Source organism: Amycolatopsis sp. NBC_00438, from assembly GCF_036026695.1.
Taxonomy (GTDB): domain Bacteria; phylum Actinomycetota; class Actinomycetes; order Mycobacteriales; family Pseudonocardiaceae; genus Amycolatopsis.
On sequence record NZ_CP107923.1, the window covers coordinates 5,804,169 to 5,819,916 of the forward strand.

Sequence of the window (15,748 nt, forward strand, 5' to 3'; positions counted from 1 at the left end):
TACTCCTTCTCCAGTCGAGTCGCGATCAATAGCGTTACGAATCGTGAACGCCGTCACCGAACCCGAGACCCTGTCCGAGCTGATCGCCGACTGCGCCCTCATCCCGACGACGCTGCGTGCCGGCAACGTGCCGCTGCCGCGCGTCGAGGCGCCGCCGTGGCAGGTCGACGAGGCGTGCCACGCCCAGGTCGCGGAGCTCGACGCGTACGTCTGAGCCCGCCCCCGCGAGTCCGCAGCAACGAAGAAGGCCCCGTCCTCCGTTCGGAGGCGGGGCCTTCTCGCGTGTTGCTCGGACTCGGCGGCGAGACTCAGTGGAACGAGTCGCCGCAGGCGCAGGAGCCGGTCGCGTTCGGGTTGTCGATCGTGAAGCCCTGCTTCTCGATCGTGTCCACGAAGTCGATGACGGCTTCCGAGACGTACGGGGCGCTCATCCGGTCCACGGCGACCTTGAGGCCGTCGAAGTCGCGGAACAGGTCACCGTCGAGCGTGCGCTCGTCGAAGAACAGCTGGTAGCGCAGGCCCGCGCAGCCACCGGGCTGGACGGCGATGCGCAGGTGCATGTCGTCGCGGCCCTCCTGGTCGAGCAGGGCCTTCGCCTTGGCAGCCGCGGTGTCGGTCAGCGTGACGCCGTGGGTCTCCTCGGCGGTCTCGGCCTGCGTCGCGCCGGCGTGCTCAGCGGTCGTCATGGCACTCCTCATAGGTTCGAACTCACTGCGGATACTCCTGGTGCCCTACGTCCAACACCCGGTGCGTCCGATCTGTTCCCCCTCCATGGTCGCACATCGATCGACCTGGTGAACGGCGGCGTGACGCCTGCAATACCCTGATGACGTGAGGTTCCTGCGCCGAAGCACCACAGACACCGCCGCCGACGAGCCGGCCACGACCGAAGCCGTCGACGTCGGCGGCAAGTCGTTCACGCCCGGTAAGGGCAAGGCCACGCCCAAGCGGCGGGAGGCGGAGGCGAAGCGCCGCGGCCCGGTCGCGCCGCCGCCGACCACCATGCGTGAGGCGATGAAGCGCAACAAGGAGCTGCGCAAGGCGAACCCGCAGACGAAGGAAGACCGCCGCGCCGCGGCGAAGGCCCGCCGCGACGCGATGATGCGGGGCGACGACAAGGCCCTGCTCCCGCGTGACCGCGGGCCGGTCAAGGCGTACGTCCGCGACCTGGTCGACACCCGGCGCAACCTGCTCGGCCTGTTCATGCCGCTGGCGATCGTGGTGTTCATCGGGCTGTTCATCTTCCAGACCAACCCCGCCTACGCCCGGCTTTCGGAGTACTTCACCTTGTTCACGATGGTGATGCTGATCGTGATGGCCTTCGAGGGGTTCACCAACGGCCGCAAGATCACGAAGCTGGTGCGGGAGAAGTTCCCGAAGGAGACGGTGAACGGCCGGTCGCTCGGCTGGTACGCGTTCGTCCGGGCGAGCCAGATCCGGCGGCTGCGGGTGCCGAAGCCGCGGCTCAAGCCGGGGGACCCGATCCCGAACTGAGCGGTTCCGGGAAGCCGGGTGAGACGCGTCTCACCCGGCTTTTTGCTGTTCTGGGAGCGGTCAGCCGACCTCGACCGCCGTTCGGGCCACGAACTCAACGGCTTTCCCGACCGAGGCGGCAGCGAGTTCGTCGACCTGGCCGGTGTCCGCCGCCTCCCGGATCCGCCGCACCGCCGCCAGGGCCTGCTCGGCCATCTCGACGATTCCCGGCTCACCCACCCGGACCTGCCCTCGATGAGCGAATTCCTCCGCCCGCCTAGCCGCGCGCCTGCCGAAGAACTGGGTGGTGAGTACGCCGCTGAGCGTGCCCAGCACGGCGATAAGTGCAGTCCGAAAGCCAGACATCGCTGTCTCCTGATTCCCGTCGGCCACATCGAGAGGCCTATCGTCCCGGCGATCGGGCCCGTCGGTCACCGGGCTGGAGTCACTCCAGGTCGTTAGCAAAGCAAACGATTACCGCCTAGGCTGGGCGGCATGGAGTTTCGTCGTCTCGGCCGCAGCGGCCTCAACGTCAGTGAGATCTCGTACGGGAACTGGCTCACCCACGGTTCCCAGGTCGAGGAGGAGCAGGCCCACGCCTGCATCAAGGCCGCGCTGGACGCCGGCATCACCACCTTCGACACCGCCGACGCCTACGCGAACACCGCCGCGGAGTCGGTGCTCGGGCGCGGCCTGAAGGGGCAGCGGCGGGAGAGCCTGGAGATCTTCACCAAGGTCTTCTGGCCGACCGGTCCCAAGGGCCCCAACGACAAGGGCCTGTCCCGCAAGCACATCCTGGAGTCGGCCGACGCGTCGCTGAAGCGGCTCGGCACCGACTACCTCGACCTCTACCAGGCGCACCGGTTCGACCGGAGCGTGCCGCTCGAAGAGACCATGCTCGCCTTCGCCGACCTGGTCCGCCAGGGCAAGGTGCTCTACGTCGGCGTCTCGGAGTGGACCGGCGAGCAGATCAGCCGGGGCGCGGCGCTGGCCCGCGAGCTGAAGGTGCCGTTCGTCTCGAACCAGCCGCAGTACAACATGCTCTGGCGCGTCATCGAGGACCAGGTCATCCCCGCTTCCGAGCGTGAAGGGCTCAGCCAGATCGTCTGGTCGCCGATCGCGCAGGGTGTGCTGACCGGCAAGTACAAGCCGGGCGCGGCGTTCCCCGAGGGCTCGCGCGCCACCGACGAGAAGGGCGGCGCCAACATGGTCCGCCGCTTCCTCGACGACGAGGTCCTCAAGCGCGTCGCCGAGCTGGAGCCCCTGGCCAAGCAGGCAGGCCTGTCGATGGCGCAGCTGGCCGTCGCGTGGGTGCTGCAGAACCCGAACGTCGCCTCGGCGATCATCGGCGCCTCGCGCCCGGAGCAGGTGGCGGACAACGTCCAGGCCGCGGGCAAGAAGCTCGACGCCGACCTGCTCACCGCCATCGACGACGTCCTCGGCGACGTCGTCGAGCGCGACGCGAGCCTCACCAGGAGCCCCTGACGTCGAAAGCCGTGAAGGCCTCCTTAACGGCCATAAGAGCCGGTAAGGAGGCCTTCACGGCTTTCAGTCCTGGTTGATCCGGGCCTGGTAGGGGACGTGGCCGTCCAGGTCCAGGCCGTCCTCCGGGGAGACGCGGGGCTCGACGCCGAACCCGCGCAGCAGGCGGCTCGCGCCCGCCAGCCGGTCGCCGCCGCGGCCCGGGAGCCGCTCGGGGGTGAACCCGCGCTCGGCCAGCAGGCTTTCGACGTCGTCGATCAGCCGGTACGGGTCGTAACCCCGCGGCTCACCCACGGGGCCAGGTCTTCCCGGTGATCCGCTCGTAGACCTCGGTGTAGCGCTGCCGCGTCTGCTCGACGATGTCCGCCGGGATCTCCGGCCCGGGCGGGGTCTGGTCCCAGCCGGTGCTCCGCGACCAGTCGCGCACGAACTGCTTGTCGAAGGCGTGCTGCGGGCGGCCCGGCTCCCACTCGTCGGCCGGCCAGAAGCGCGACGAGTCCGACGTCAGGACCTCGTCGCCCAGGGTCAGCGTGCCCTCGGCGTCGAACCCGAACTCCAGCTTGGTGTCGGCGATGATGACGCCCTGCTTCGCGGCGTGTTCGGCGCCCTTCGTGTAGATCTCCAGCGTCAGCTCGCGAAGCCGCTTCGCGGTGTCTTCGCCGATTTCGTTCAGCACCTCGTCGAAGGTCATGAACTCGTCGTGGCCGGTGTCGGAGATCTTCGTCGTCGGCGTGAAGATCGGCTCCGGCAGCTTGTCGCCCTCGACCAGCCCCGGCGGCAGCGAGACGCCCGAGATCTTGCCGTCACGCTGGTACTCCCGCAGGCCCAGGCCGGCGAGGTAGCCGCGCGCGATGCACTCGACCTGGACCATCTTCAGCGGCTTGCAGCGCATCGCGCGGCCCGCGAACTCTTCGGGGACGTCGGTCGCCGAGACGACGTGGTTCGGGACGACGTCGGACATCCGGTCGAACCACCACGCGGACAGCTGGTTGAGCAGCTTGCCCTTGTCCGGGATCGGCGTCGGGAGCGAGACGTCGTAGACCGAGACGCGGTCGGTGGCGACCAGCAGGAGGTCGCCGTCGAGCTCGTAGAGGTCACGGACCTTGCCCGCGTGGATGTGCTTCATTCGCCGTCCTCAGTCGTGTACTCGTGGAAAACCCAGTGTTCGGGCAGCGCGGCGGACTCACCGTATTCCACGACCGTCCCGTCGGCCGCGAGGAAGGTGCTCCGGCTGAGCAGCACCGGCGACCCGGCCGGCACCTCCAGCTCGGCCGCCTCGTTCTCGTCCGCCCGGCCCGCCGCGTGCCGTTCCTGCGTGACGGCGATCTTCGTGCCGAGCCGCGCGGCCGCGTGGGCCGACGTGCCCTCGACGATCCGCTCCGGCACCAGCAGCGCCGGCGCCCTGGCCGAGAGCGCGCCGTCGAACCACGAGGTCGACGTCGACAGCGGGCGCGAATCCGGCCCGTACGTGGTGCGCCGGCGCCGGATGGCCGGCGCGCGCTCTTCCAGGCCGAGCGCGGCCGCGGCCCGCTCGGTCGCCGGTTCGAGCCCGGCCGAGCGGATCACGGCGTAGTGGCCCGGCGGGTAGATCTTGCCGGTCCGCGCCGAGGCGGCGCTGCGGTCGAGCGCGCTGCGGTGCAGGCCGCCGCGGTCGACGACGGTGCCGACGCCGCGCACCGGGCGCACGAGCCCCTGCGAACGCAGCGTGGCCAGCACCTTGGTGGCCGTCGCCATCGCGACGGCCCACGTGCGCGCGATCTCGCGGGCGGACGGCACCGTATCGCCCTCCTGCAACCGGCCGGACAGGATGTCTTCACGGATCCGGCCCGCGATCTGCAGGTACGGCGGCTCAGGACGGTCGAGGGTGGGCAAGGCGGCTCCTCACGAGGACTACGCACAAGTGTTCTAGCACGCCAGGGGGTCTCCCTCAAAGCCCTGCTCAGAACCACCCAGGTGTACTAGTACACGCGCTGGACTGCGCTCTAGTACGCAAGTTACCCTCGAAAGTGTGTCCCCGCCCACATCCCACACCGGATCAAGCGGCCCGGACCTCGAGGAACTGCTCGAGGAGCTCCGGCGCCGCAAATGGGTGCTGCACCTGTTCGGCGGCCGCGAGGCGCCGGAGATCTACGCGGCGGTCTTCCAGTGGCAGACCTGCGCGGACGTGGTCGTGCTGCGGGACGAGCACCGGGCGAGCGCCTACCGGGTGCCGACGTTCCCGGGCACCGACGTGTTCAGCCCGCGGGTGGTGACGTGGCAATACCACGCCACCCCGGTCTGGACGCTGCGGGCGGCGCTGACCCTGGCGGAGCCGGGCACCCCCGGCGCCCCACTGCAAGCGCTGCGCCCGCAGCCGGGCTGTCACATCCCGATGGAGCTCCGCGCGGACGTGACGATCCGCCCGACCTGGACCGCTTACGAGGAGGAGAAGGGGGACGACGGCGGACCACCCGCCTGCGCTTAGCGGGCGAGCAGCCGCTCCGCGACGACCAGGTCGTGGGGGTAGGTGATCTTCAGGTTCTCGGGCGCACCGGGGACCCACCGGATCGGCAGGGAGGAGTACCGCTCCATGCAGGACGAAGTGTCCGTTCCCGAGAAGCCTTCACGCTCCGCCTGTTCATAGGCCTCGAGCAGCGGTCCGGCCCGGAAGCCCTGAGGCGTCTGGACGCGGATCGCGCCGGGCACCTGGGCGACCAGGTGCCCGGCATCCACCTCGACGACGTCGTCCGCGGCCAGGCCCGGCACAGCCCCCCCGTCCTCGCGTGTCCGGGCCAGCACCGCACCGACCAGATCGGGGTGGACCAGCGGCCGGGCCGCGTCGTGCAGCAGCACGGCGTCGACCCGGCCGCCTCTTATGCGGGGGGCGAGGTGCCGCAACGCGTTCAGCTCGGACGCCTGCCGCGTGGCCCCGCCGTGCACGATCTCGACTTCGTTCGCGAAGGAGCCGAGGACCTCCTGGGCCAGCTCGGTGTCCTGCGGCCGGATCACCAGCACCAGCACGCCGATGCCGGGCACCCGGGCGAAGGCGTCGAGCGACCAGGCGACCACCCGCCGCCCGGCCAGCGGCAGGTAGACCTTGTTCAGCTTCGCGCCGACGCGGGTGCCCGCGCCGCTGGCCAGCACCACAGCGGCCGCGGTCTTCTCCACCTTCTCCACGAGCGGCGAGACTACTGGGCGGCCCTCGACCCGGCCCGCGCGGCGAGGCGAGCCCGGCGCCCCCCGCCACGACCTTCGCGCCGATCGCCGGCTCCGGCTCTGGCTCTGGCCAAGGCCGTGAGGGGCACCTTCAGGGACTTGAGGGGCCTGAGGGTGCCCCTCACGGCATTGGCCTGGGAGCCGGCCGGCTCGTGCGGTGGCGGGCATCGCCGCGGACCTCGGCCGGCCGCGTTGTCCGGCGGCCCTCGACCCGGCCCGCGCGGCGAGGCGAGCCCGGTGCTCCGCCACGACCTTCGCGCCGATCGCCGACTCCGGCTCTGGCTCTGGCTCTGGCCAATGCCGTGAAGGGCACCTTCAGGGACATATAAGCCCTGAAGGTGCCCCTCACGGCCTCCCAGGAGGGCGCCGGTGACGCGGCCCACCGGCGGTTTCCCCCGGCCCGGTAGGTTGGGCGCCAGCGTTGCCACGCAAGAGGAAGGGCCTGGTGTGGAGCCGGAAGACATCGAGTTCCCCGAGATCACCCCGCCCGACGAGCACGCCCGGTCCGCGGCGATCGCGTTGCACGACAAGCTGGTCAAGCCCGCCGGGTCGCTCGGCAGGCTCGAAGAGCTGGGCGTCTGGATCGCCGCCTGCCAGGGCCAGTCGCCGCCGCGGCCGTTCACCCGGCCCCGCGTCGTCGTCTTCGCCGGGGACCACGGGATCGCCGCCAAGGGCGTCTCGGCCTATCCCGCCGAGGTCACCTCGCAGCTGCTGGGCACGATGCTGACCGGTGGCGCCGTGATCAACGTGCTGGCCGCCGCCGCGGGCGCGAGCGTCCGCGTGGTCGACATGGCCGTGGACACCGAGGCCCCCGCGACCCGCTCGATCGGCGAGTTCAAGGTCCGCCGCGGCTCCGGCTCGATCGACGTCGAGGACGCCCTGAGCGCCGACGAGGTCCAGGCCGCCGTGCGCGCCGGGATCACGATCGCCGACGCCGAGGTCGACGGCGGTGCGGACCTGCTCATCCCCGGCGACCTCGGGATCGGCAACAGCACGCCGGCGTCCGTGCTGGTCGCGGCGCTGACCGGCACCGAGCCGGTGGCCGTGGTCGGGCGCGGCTCCGGCATCGACGACGACGCCTGGATGCGCAAGGCCACCGCGGTGCGCGACGCGCTGCGCCGGGCCCGCGTCGTGCTGGCCGATCCGATCGCCCTGCTGCGCACCACCGCGGGCGCCGACATCGCCGCGATGGCCGGGTTCCTGGCCCAGGCCGCCCTCCGGCGGACGCCGGTGGTGCTGGACGGTCTCGTCGCCTGTGCGGCGGCGCTGGTCGCCGAGGACCTCGCCCCGGGCGCGCGCCGCTGGTGGGTCGCCGGGCAGCGCACGGCCGAGCCGGCCCACGGCCTCGCCCTGGAGCACCTGGACCTGGGCCCGCTGCTGGAACTGGACGTCCGGCTCGGTGAGGGCACCGGCGCGGTGACGGCGTTGCCGCTGCTGTCGATGGCCGCGCGCGTCCTGGCCGAGACGGCCACGCTCGAGCAGGCCGGCGTCTCCGGCCCGCTCATCCCCGCCACCGCCACCTGACCCCGAAAGTCCGTGAAGGCCTCCTTGAGGGACTCTGAGTCCCTCAAGGAGGCCTTCACGGACTTGGACGACCTCAGCCGAGCGGGATCATCCAGTGGTCCGCGTCCGGGCGGGTGCCGTCCTGGATGCCGGTCAGCTCTTCGCGCAGCTTCATCGTCAGCGTGCCCGGCTGGCCGTCGCCGATCGTGAACTCGCCACCTCCGTGCTTGACGTGCCCGACCGGCGTGATCACCGCCGCCGTGCCGCAGGCGAACGTCTCCGTCAGCTCACCCGAGGCCGCCGCCTTCTCCCACTCCTCGGTGGAGATGCGGCGCTCCTCGACGCGGTAGCCGAGGCGGGAAGCGAGCTGCAGCAGCGACTTGCGGGTGACGCCGGGCAGCAGCGAGCCGGTCAGCTCGGGGGTGACGAGCCGGGCGTCCTCGCCGGAGCCGAAGACGAAGAACAGGTTCATCCCGCCCATCTCCTCGACCCAGCGCCGCTCCACCGCGTCGAGCCAGACGACCTGGTCACAGCCCTTTTCGACGGCCTGCGCCTGCGCCACGAACGACGCCGCGTAGTTGCCGGCGCACTTCGCCGCGCCGGTGCCGCCGGGCGCCGCGCGCACGTACTCGGTCGAGAGCCAGACGCTCACCGGCTTGATGCCGCCGGAGAAGTACGACCCGGCCGGGGACGCGATGACGGTGTAGAGGTAGTCGGCGGCCGGGCTGTTGACGCCGAGGCCGGTGGACGTCGAGATCATGAACGGCCGCAGGTAGAGCGCGTCACCCTGCCGGGTGGGCACCCACCGGTTGTCGACGGCGATCAGCTCGCGCAGCGAATCGAGGAACAGCTCTTCGGGCAGCTGCGGCATGGCGAGCCGCTCGGCCGACTGCCGGAACCGCGTGGCGTTGGCGTCCGGGCGGAACGACGCGATCTCACCGCTCGGCTGGCGGTAGGCCTTGAGACCCTCGAAGATGGCCTGGCCGTAGTGCAGCACCGACGTCGCCGGGTCGAGGGTGAACGGGGCGTAGGGGCCGACCTGCGCGTCGTGCCAGCCTTCGCTCTTGGACCACTTCACCGTCACCATGTGGTCGGTGAAGTACAGCCCGAATCCGGGGGCGGCGAGTACCTCCGCGACGCGTTCCTGGCTCGCAGGGCTCGAGTGCGGGACAGAGGTGAACTGCGTCGTGATGGTCATGGCCAGAGAATACCTGTTGGTCGGACGCGCGTTAGTCGGATGTCCACGTGTTTTCCGACCGGCCGCGCGTCCCGCGTCCGCGACGCGACCACACTAGGATGACGCCGTGACCTTTCACTCCACTGAGCCGGTCCCCCGGTCCGCCCCGGGCGCCGGCGCCGGCGTCAAGACGTTCGTCACCGCGGTACTGCTGACCTTCGGCGTCGGCCTGCTCGGCATGGTCGGCTGGGCCGTGCTCAGCAGCGGCTTCGGCGGCTTCCTCGGCCTGGTCGCCGGGGTCTTCGGCGTCGTGTGGTGGCGCAGCATCCACGACAAGACGGTGTTCCCGAAGGTGATCCCGACGAAGTCCGTCGTGATCCTCGCGGTCCTCAACGCCGTGCTGGCGCTGGTCCTGATCCTGACGGCGGGCTGAGCTCCTCCAGCAGCCCCGCGGGCAGCTCCGGCGCCGGCCAGCCCGGGCCCGGGCGGAAGTCGGTGCCGGTTCCGTCGAACGGGTAGGCGCCGCGCTCGGCCAGCGCGCCGATCCGCTCGCCTTCGGCGCGCAGCCGGTCGAGCTGCTCCGGGGTGAGCCGGCCGGCGTCGATCGCCACCTCGGCTTCGTCTTCGTCGTCCCAGCGCCAGGTGCCGTCCCGGTCGACGACGACGTCGAGCACGCCGTCGACCCGGTCGACCGCGCCCGGGGTGCGCCCGAGCGGCACCTCGAGGTTGACGTACCAGTTCGTGAACCGGCCCGCGGCGTCGAAGAACCACCACACCGACGACCATTCGTCGTCGGCGATCCGGCGCAGCGTGGACGTGCGGTGCCAGAAGTCCGCGACGGCGACGCGCGGGATGCGGAACCGCTGTTCCAGGGGCGCGTCCGCCATGTGCCGGCCGTCCACGAGCCGGCTGCCGACGATCGGCGTGCCCGCCGGGATCCAGCCGAGCAGGACGCGGCCGTCGTCTTCGAGGACGCGCAGCGGGTGGACCTGGCCGATCGAGCCGTCCGGCCGGTGGAACCGTTCGAGCACGGTCTGCCCGGGCGGCCAGCGTCGATCACTCACGCGATCCACTGTACCGGCGGGCACGCACACCCAGTAGCAGCTCGATCACCGTCGCCAGCCCCGCGACGACGAGCACCGGGAGCACCGGCAGGAAGTACGCGGCCACCGCGGCGACAGCGAGGCCCGCGAGACCGGGCACACCGGCCCGGGTCCGGACTTCCCCGCCCGCGGCGAGCGCCGGCACCACGGTCGCGACCACGGCGAACGCGGTGAGCAGCGGCTGCAGCGAGTCCGCGTCCGCGGCGGAAAGCAGGTCCCGCACCGACGTCGGCGACAGCCCGAGCCGGACGGCGCCGAGCTGGTAGAGCGCGGCGAAGGCGGCCAGCACGGCGACCGCGCCGAGCAGCAGGACCCGGAGCCCGGCGTTCTCCCGGCCCGCCGGCCGCAGGAACGGCAGCGTGAGCACGGCCGCGACGAGCACCCCGGCGAAGTCGGGCGGCCGCAACCCGCCGCCGACGGTCGACACCGGCGACACCGCGACGCAGAGCGCCACCAGGACCAGACCGGCCACCAGGAGGAGGCCGCCCGCGGCCCGTGCGACGAACGTAGGGATCTTGAGCCCGGCGAACCCGGCCCCGGCGACCACCACGACGAAGACCACCGCCGCGAGTTCGCGGTGCTGGGGGAAGACGTACGCGCCGAACGCGATCGCGTAGACGGTGATCTCGGCCAGCCGCGCGACGGCCACGACGACCCGGTCCACCAGGGCATCACCCGGTTCCGGCACCCGCGCCGTGCCGCCCGCGGCCACGGCCGCCAGCACCAGCCCGGCCAGCAGCCACCAGCCCGCGCCCGCCGCCCCGGCCGCCAGCGCGACCAGCAGCCCACCGCCCAGCCGCACGCCGCCCTCCCTCTCCCTCTGTTCACCCGTGCACCGCTTGTCATTAGCATGGCTCACGATCCCGACCGGGCCGGTGCCCGGTGCCACGTGAACGCGCGAGGAGCCAGAAGTGACCGTGCCCAAGCTCGCCCTGTCCGACAACACCGGGGAGGCACTGGCCAAGACGCGCGCCGACGTGGTCGTCATCGGCACCGTGGCCGGCGAGGACGGGCCCGTGCTCGCCGCGGGCGCGGAGGCCGTGGACGCCGCTTTCGACGGCCGGCTCGCCGGCCTGCTCGCCACGCTCGGCGCGAGCGGCAAGGCCGAAGAGGTCGTCAAGGTGCCGACGCTGGGCAAGCTGTCCGCCGGTGTCGTCCTGGCCGTCGGCCTCGGCAAGGCGGGTGCCGGCGTCACGCCCGAGCAGGTCCGCCGCGCCGCCGGTGCCGCCGGCCGCGCGCTGGCCGGCACCGACCGCGCGTTCGTCACGCTGTCGGCGCTCGACCTGCAGGCCGCCGTCGAGGGCACGATCCTCGGCTCGTACGTCTTCACCGCCTACCGCTCCGAGAAGGGTGACGCGCCGGTCGCGAAGCTCGACTTCGCCGCCCCGGCGGAGGGAACGGCCCGCGACCACAAGGCGACGCTGAAGGCGTCCGCCAGCATCGCCGAGGCCGTGCTGACCGCCCGCGACCTGATCAACACCCCGCCGAACGACCTGTTCCCGGCGTCCTTCGCCGAGCGCGCCAAGAAGCTCGCCGAGGACAACGGCCTCGAGTTCGAGGTGCTCGACGAGAAGGCCCTCAAGCGCAAGGGCTTCGGCGGCATCCTCGGGGTCGGCGGCGGCTCCACGCGCCAGCCGCGCCTCGTCCGGATCGCCTACAAGCCGGCCAAGGCCGCGAAGAAGGTCGCGCTGGTCGGCAAGGGCATCACGTTCGACTCGGGCGGCATCTCGCTCAAGCCCGCCGCCAACATGGACCACATGACCTCGGACATGTCCGGCGCCGCCGGCGTGCTCGCGTCGGTCGTCCTGGCCGCGAAGCTCAAGTACCCGCTGGAAGTCGTGGCGCACATCCCGCTGGCGGAGAACCTGCCGTCCGGGACGTCGTACCGCCCGGGTGACGTCCTCACCATGTACGGCGGCAAGACCGTCGAGGTGCTCAACACCGACGCCGAAGGCCGCCTCGTGCTGGTCGACGCCATGGTGCGCGCCGCGGAGGAGAACCCGGATTACCTGATCGAGACCTCGACGCTGACCGGCGCCCAGGTCGTCGCGCTCGGCAACCGCACCGCCGGCGTGATGGGCTCGGACGACTTCCGCGACCGCGTCGCCGCGATCATGCAGGCCACCGGCGAGAACGGCTGGGCGATGCCGCTGCCCGAGGAGTTGCGCGCCGACCTCGACTCGCGGCTGGCCGACCTGGCCAACGTCACCGGGCACCGCTGGGGCGGCATGCTCGCGGCCGGGATCTTCCTGCGCGAGTTCGTCGCCGACGGCCTCGACTGGGTGCACATCGACATCGCCGGCCCGTCGTTCAACACCGCCGGCCCGTGGGGCTACACCGGCAAGGGCGGCACCGGCGTGCCGGTCCGCTCGATCGCCGCGGTGCTGGCGGACATCGCCGCCAACGGCTGAGTGGACGCGGGCGAGTACCTCGAAGCGGCGGTCAGGGACGTCCTGACCGCCGCTTCGTCCATTGTGGACAACCAGGTCGGGTACGCGGCCCTGCTGCTGGCCACCGCCGGCGCTCCCGGCGAGGCCGACCGCCTGGTCACGCAGTGGCAGGCGCGCACGGAACGGCCGGTGAGCGCCCTGGCCGCCGACCCGGTCCGGGCCCGCGCCTGGGAAATGCTCTTCGAAGCCCGCGGCGGCCGTCCGTCATGGGCCGCAGGCCTGCCGCCACTCGATCTCGACGCCGAAGAGCGCGCGCACACGGCGATGCTGCGCCGCCCGGTCTCCGACCTCGACGGCGTGCTTCCACCGGGAGCGATCGCCGAAGTCGTCAAGCACGTCGCGCCGTCCCGGCCGGACAAGGTCCGGACCGCGCTCGCCGACGGTGACCTCACCCGCTGGGCCGAGCTGACCGGACCGCGGCCGGACGTCGTGACGCTGGCCGCGACCCGCGCGCTGGCCCCGGCGCTGGTGGCCGGCGCGGACCCGCTCGGCCTGGGCGGCTGGGCCGAGGCGTGCGCGGGTGCGCTGGTCGCGGCCCTGCACGAGCGGTACCCGCCCGACCTGGGCACCTGGCCCGAGCTGATCGCGGCGATCCTGCGCCTGCGCGGCAGCGCCACCGCTCCCCCGCCGGCGTCGCCCGCGGCGATCCGGTCGGCGGAACAGCGGCTCGGCGTGGACCTGCCCGGGGACCACCGCGAATTCCTGAGCACCTGCGACGGCCTGCCCGCCGACGTCGTTTTCCCGCGGCTGCTCGGCACGGCCGACCTGCGCGCCGAGAACGGCGTGGTGCTGCTGGCCGAACCGGCGGTGCTGCTGCTGTCGGCGTCACACGTGGTGGAGGTCGACCCGGTGCTCGGGACGACCGTGCACCCGTCGTTCCGCGCGGTGCTCGAACGGCACGCCACCCTGTTAGCGTCTGCGCAGTGACCACCCTCACCGTGGAGAAGATCACTCCCGAGAACGTCGCGGCCACGTGCCAGCTGGCGGTCGAAGAGCACCAGAAGGACTTCGTCGCGCCGGTCGCCGTCTCGCTCGCCGAGGCCTACACGCAGCCGGAGGTCGCCTGGCCGCGGCTGATCCGCGCCGACGGGGAGCCGGCCGCCTTCGTGATGGGGGCGTTCGACCCCGGCGCGGAGCTGGACTTCTTCCGCTGCGGCATCTGGCGGCTCAACGTCGGGGCCGGGGTCCAGGGCCGCGGCTACGGCCGCTTCGCCGTCGAAGCCGTCCTCGACGAAGCCCGCCGCCGCGGCGAAAAGGCCGCCACGGTGCTGTGGCTCCCGGCCGAAGGCGGCCCGGAGGACTTCTACTTGAAGCTGGGCTTCCGCCGCACCGGCCAGACCTTCAACGGCGAGGTCGTCGGCCGCATCGAGCTGTAGGTCTGCCGCGGCTCGTCGTGAGTGGTCAGGGCGGTTCTAACCGCCCTGACCACTCACGACGGCGAGCGTGCCTAGACCTGGCCGCGCTTCTTGCGTTCGGTGTACTCGCGCATCCGCTTCGGGTAGCCGATCCGCGCGACCTCGTAGACCGGGATCGAGCGGCGCTGGCCGAAGTTCTGCGCGGCGTCGAGGCTGCTGATCCGGCGCCGGGTCCACTCGCCGTCGTGGGCGACCAACACCACTGTGGTCTCGGTGACGTTCGTCTTCGGCTCGACGAATGCCTCCACCCCGCGCCGCGAGGCAGCCCACTCTTCGAGGTGCTTGGTGTCCTCGGTGTTGGCTTTCCGCAGCGTGCCGGCCTTCTGCCCGCCTTTGGCGCGCCTGCGCAGCGAGTCGAAGAGCCCCACCGCGACCACCTCTCCTCCGGGTACTTTGACTGCTCATTATCCCGGAGCGCGCGTGTGGTCGGCGTCGCACACCCGGCTAGGTCGCAGCCCCGTCCGGCGTAGTGACAAGATGGCGGTGTCGCGCGCGCGGTTATACCGGGCAGGGGCGACGACAGAGCACCACCCCACTGCTTGCCGAGGAGCTATTGAAGTGACCGACACCTCCGCCGACCTCGTGATCCTGGGAGGCGGATCGGGCGGCTACGCCGCGGCGTTCCGCGCGGCCGAGCTGGGCCTTTCCGTCACGTTGATCGAGAAGGACAAGCTCGGCGGGACCTGCCTCCACCGGGGCTGCATCCCGACCAAGGCACTGCTGCACGCGGCCGAGGTCGCCGACGAAACCCGCGAAGCCGAGTCCGTCGGTGTCAAGGCCGTCTTCGAGGGCATCGACATCGCCGGCGTCAACAAGTACAAGGACGGGATCGTCTCCCGCCTGTACAAGGGCCTGCAGGGCCTGGCCAAGGCGCACAAGGTGAACCTCGTCGAGGGCAGCGGCACGTTCGTCGGCGGCACGACCGTCGAGGTGGACGGCACCCGCTACACCGGCAAGAACGTCATCCTCGCCACCGGTTCCTACTCGCGCACGCTGCCCGGGCTCGAGCTGGGCGGCCGCGTGATCGCCAGCGAGCAGGCCCTCGCCCTGGACTACGTCCCCAAGAAGGTCGTCGTCCTGGGCGGCGGCGTGATCGGTGTCGAGTTCGCCAGCGTCTGGGCCTCCTTCGGCGTGGACGTCACCATCGTCGAGGCGCTGCCCCGGCTGGTCCCGAACGAGGACGAGTTCGCCTCCAAGCAGCTCGAGCGGGCCTTCCGCCGCCGCAAGATCGCCTTCAAGACCGGCGTGCGGTTCACCGGCGCGAAGCAGGACGACAACGGCGTGAGCGTTTCGCTGGAATCCGGCGAGACCCTCGAAGCCGACCTGCTCCTGGTCGCCGTCGGCCGCGGGCCGAACTCGGCCGGCCACGGTTACGAGGAGGCCGGCGTCAAGATCGAGCGCGGCTTCGTCCTCACCGACGACCGGCTGCGCACCAACCTGCCGAACGTCTACGCCGTCGGCGACATCGTCCCCGGCCTGCAGCTCGCGCACCGCGGCTTCCAGCAGGGCATCTTCGTCGCCGAGGAGATCGCCGGGCTGGCCCCGCGCGAGATCGACGAGAGCGGCATCCCGCGGGTCACCTACTCGCACCCGGAGGTCGCGTCGGTCGGGCTGACCGAGTCGCAGGCCAAGGAGAAGTACGGCTCGGACGTCACCACGTTCACCTACGACCTCGGCGGCAACGGCAAGAGCCAGATCCTCAAGACCTCCGGTGGGGTCAAGCTGGTCAAGGCACCCGACGGGCCCGTCGTGGGTGTACACATGGTGGGCGACCGCGTCGGCGAGCTCATCGGCGAAGCGCAGCTGATCTACAGCTGGGAAGCTTTCCCCGAGGACGTCGCCCCGCTCATCCACGCCCACCCCACCCAGACCGAGGCCCTCGGTGAAGCGTTCCTTGCCTTGGCCGGCAAGCCGCTGCACGTGCACAGCTGACGTCTCACCAGCAGAATC

20 protein-coding genes are annotated in these 15,748 nt (G+C 71.7%); 10 read left to right on the forward strand and 10 right to left on the reverse strand.

Features of this window, described 5'->3' with window-relative positions; all coding sequences use genetic code 11:
- Positions 1-43 precede the first annotated feature (43 nt).
- Positions 44-214 carry a hypothetical protein gene (locus tag OG494_RS25675; protein WP_328443068.1) on the forward strand — a complete coding sequence of 57 codons (171 nt, stop codon included), beginning with the start codon at positions 44-46 and terminating at the stop codon, positions 212-214.
- Between the two features lie 94 nt (positions 215-308).
- Here OG494_RS25675 and OG494_RS25680 read toward each other — a convergent pair whose 3' ends face one another.
- On the reverse strand, positions 309-686 hold the full coding sequence (locus OG494_RS25680; protein ID WP_247062697.1) for a HesB/IscA family protein: 378 nt from the start codon (positions 684-686) through the stop codon (positions 309-311).
- 145 nt (positions 687-831) lie between these two features.
- Here OG494_RS25680 and OG494_RS25685 point away from each other — a divergent pair, with 145 nt between their 5' ends.
- Positions 832-1,494 carry a DUF3043 domain-containing protein gene (locus OG494_RS25685; protein ID WP_328443069.1) on the forward strand — a complete coding sequence of 221 codons (663 nt, stop codon included), beginning with the start codon at positions 832-834 and terminating at the stop codon, positions 1,492-1,494.
- A gap of 60 nt (positions 1,495-1,554) precedes the next feature.
- Here OG494_RS25685 and OG494_RS25690 read toward each other — a convergent pair whose 3' ends face one another.
- Complete coding sequence (locus OG494_RS25690) at positions 1,555-1,809, reverse strand: hypothetical protein (RefSeq protein ID WP_328443070.1); 255 nt, start codon at positions 1,807-1,809, stop codon at positions 1,555-1,557.
- 159 nt (positions 1,810-1,968) lie between these two features.
- Between OG494_RS25690 and OG494_RS25695 the strand changes: the two genes are divergently transcribed.
- Positions 1,969-2,958, forward strand: a complete 990-nt coding sequence (locus tag OG494_RS25695; RefSeq protein ID WP_328443071.1) for an aldo/keto reductase family protein — start codon at positions 1,969-1,971, stop codon at positions 2,956-2,958.
- 63 nt (positions 2,959-3,021) lie between these two features.
- Here OG494_RS25695 and OG494_RS25700 read toward each other — a convergent pair whose 3' ends face one another.
- From OG494_RS25700 to OG494_RS25710, 3 genes are read right to left on the reverse strand one after another with little or no spacing between them, the layout of a single operon-like run.
- On the reverse strand, positions 3,022-3,249 hold the full coding sequence (locus OG494_RS25700; protein ID WP_323332556.1) for a hypothetical protein: 228 nt from the start codon (positions 3,247-3,249) through the stop codon (positions 3,022-3,024).
- Complete coding sequence (locus OG494_RS25705) at positions 3,242-4,081, reverse strand: phosphoribosylaminoimidazolesuccinocarboxamide synthase (protein ID WP_328443072.1); 840 nt, start codon at positions 4,079-4,081, stop codon at positions 3,242-3,244. Before OG494_RS25705 ends, OG494_RS25700 begins: the two co-directional genes overlap by 8 nt.
- The gene (locus tag OG494_RS25710) at positions 4,078-4,827 is read right to left on the reverse strand and encodes a GntR family transcriptional regulator (protein ID WP_328443073.1); all 750 of its coding nucleotides are present in this window, start codon (positions 4,825-4,827) and stop codon (positions 4,078-4,080) included. The genes OG494_RS25705 and OG494_RS25710 overlap by 4 nt, the downstream gene beginning before the upstream one ends.
- A 136-nt stretch (positions 4,828-4,963) precedes the next feature.
- Here OG494_RS25710 and OG494_RS25715 point away from each other — a divergent pair, with 136 nt between their 5' ends.
- Positions 4,964-5,419 (forward strand): hypothetical protein, encoded by a 456-nt coding sequence (locus OG494_RS25715; protein ID WP_328443074.1) that lies wholly within the window; start codon positions 4,964-4,966, stop codon positions 5,417-5,419.
- Here OG494_RS25715 and OG494_RS25720 read toward each other — a convergent pair.
- Positions 5,416-6,102 (reverse strand): IspD/TarI family cytidylyltransferase, encoded by a 687-nt coding sequence (locus OG494_RS25720; RefSeq protein WP_328459023.1) that lies wholly within the window; start codon positions 6,100-6,102, stop codon positions 5,416-5,418. The genes OG494_RS25715 and OG494_RS25720 overlap by 4 nt on opposite strands.
- Before the next feature lie 495 nt (positions 6,103-6,597).
- Between OG494_RS25720 and cobT the strand changes: the two genes are divergently transcribed.
- A complete protein-coding gene (gene cobT / locus OG494_RS25725; protein ID WP_328443075.1) occupies positions 6,598-7,674 on the forward strand; it encodes a nicotinate-nucleotide--dimethylbenzimidazole phosphoribosyltransferase in 1,077 nt (358 codons plus the stop codon).
- Positions 7,675-7,747: 73 nt separating this feature from the next.
- On the opposite strand, the gene OG494_RS25730 is transcribed toward cobT, so the two are convergent.
- Positions 7,748-8,851 carry a branched-chain amino acid aminotransferase gene (locus tag OG494_RS25730; protein ID WP_328443076.1) on the reverse strand — a complete coding sequence of 368 codons (1,104 nt, stop codon included), beginning with the start codon at positions 8,849-8,851 and terminating at the stop codon, positions 7,748-7,750.
- Between the two features lie 106 nt (positions 8,852-8,957).
- Here OG494_RS25730 and OG494_RS25735 point away from each other — a divergent pair, with 106 nt between their 5' ends.
- Complete coding sequence (locus OG494_RS25735; RefSeq protein ID WP_328443077.1) at positions 8,958-9,263, forward strand: hypothetical protein; 306 nt, start codon at positions 8,958-8,960, stop codon at positions 9,261-9,263.
- On the opposite strand, the gene OG494_RS25740 is transcribed toward OG494_RS25735, so the two are convergent.
- On the reverse strand, positions 9,220-9,894 hold the full coding sequence (locus OG494_RS25740) for a DUF402 domain-containing protein (RefSeq protein ID WP_328443078.1): 675 nt from the start codon (positions 9,892-9,894) through the stop codon (positions 9,220-9,222). The genes OG494_RS25735 and OG494_RS25740 overlap by 44 nt on opposite strands.
- On the reverse strand, positions 9,887-10,735 hold the full coding sequence (locus OG494_RS25745) for a hypothetical protein (protein WP_328443079.1): 849 nt from the start codon (positions 10,733-10,735) through the stop codon (positions 9,887-9,889). Before OG494_RS25745 ends, OG494_RS25740 begins: the two co-directional genes overlap by 8 nt.
- 109 nt (positions 10,736-10,844) lie before the next feature.
- Here OG494_RS25745 and OG494_RS25750 point away from each other — a divergent pair, with 109 nt between their 5' ends.
- Genes OG494_RS25750 through OG494_RS25760 form a run of 3 tightly spaced genes read left to right on the forward strand, consistent with a single transcriptional unit; the run spans position 10,845 to position 13,759 of the window.
- Positions 10,845-12,344, forward strand: coding sequence for a leucyl aminopeptidase (locus tag OG494_RS25750; protein WP_328443080.1), 1,500 nt, complete (start codon positions 10,845-10,847; stop codon positions 12,342-12,344).
- A complete protein-coding gene (locus tag OG494_RS25755; RefSeq protein ID WP_328443081.1) occupies positions 12,345-13,310 on the forward strand; it encodes an SMI1/KNR4 family protein in 966 nt (321 codons plus the stop codon).
- Positions 13,307-13,759, forward strand: coding sequence for a GNAT family N-acetyltransferase (locus OG494_RS25760; protein WP_328443082.1), 453 nt, complete (start codon positions 13,307-13,309; stop codon positions 13,757-13,759). Before OG494_RS25755 ends, OG494_RS25760 begins: the two co-directional genes overlap by 4 nt.
- Before the next feature lie 71 nt (positions 13,760-13,830).
- On the opposite strand, the gene OG494_RS25765 is transcribed toward OG494_RS25760, so the two are convergent.
- Positions 13,831-14,175, reverse strand: a complete 345-nt coding sequence (locus tag OG494_RS25765; protein WP_328443083.1) for an oxidoreductase — start codon at positions 14,173-14,175, stop codon at positions 13,831-13,833.
- Positions 14,176-14,356: 181 nt separating this feature from the next.
- Here OG494_RS25765 and lpdA point away from each other — a divergent pair, with 181 nt between their 5' ends.
- A complete protein-coding gene (gene lpdA / locus OG494_RS25770) occupies positions 14,357-15,730 on the forward strand; it encodes a dihydrolipoyl dehydrogenase (protein ID WP_328443084.1) in 1,374 nt (457 codons plus the stop codon).
- Positions 15,731-15,748: the final 18 nt, after the last annotated feature.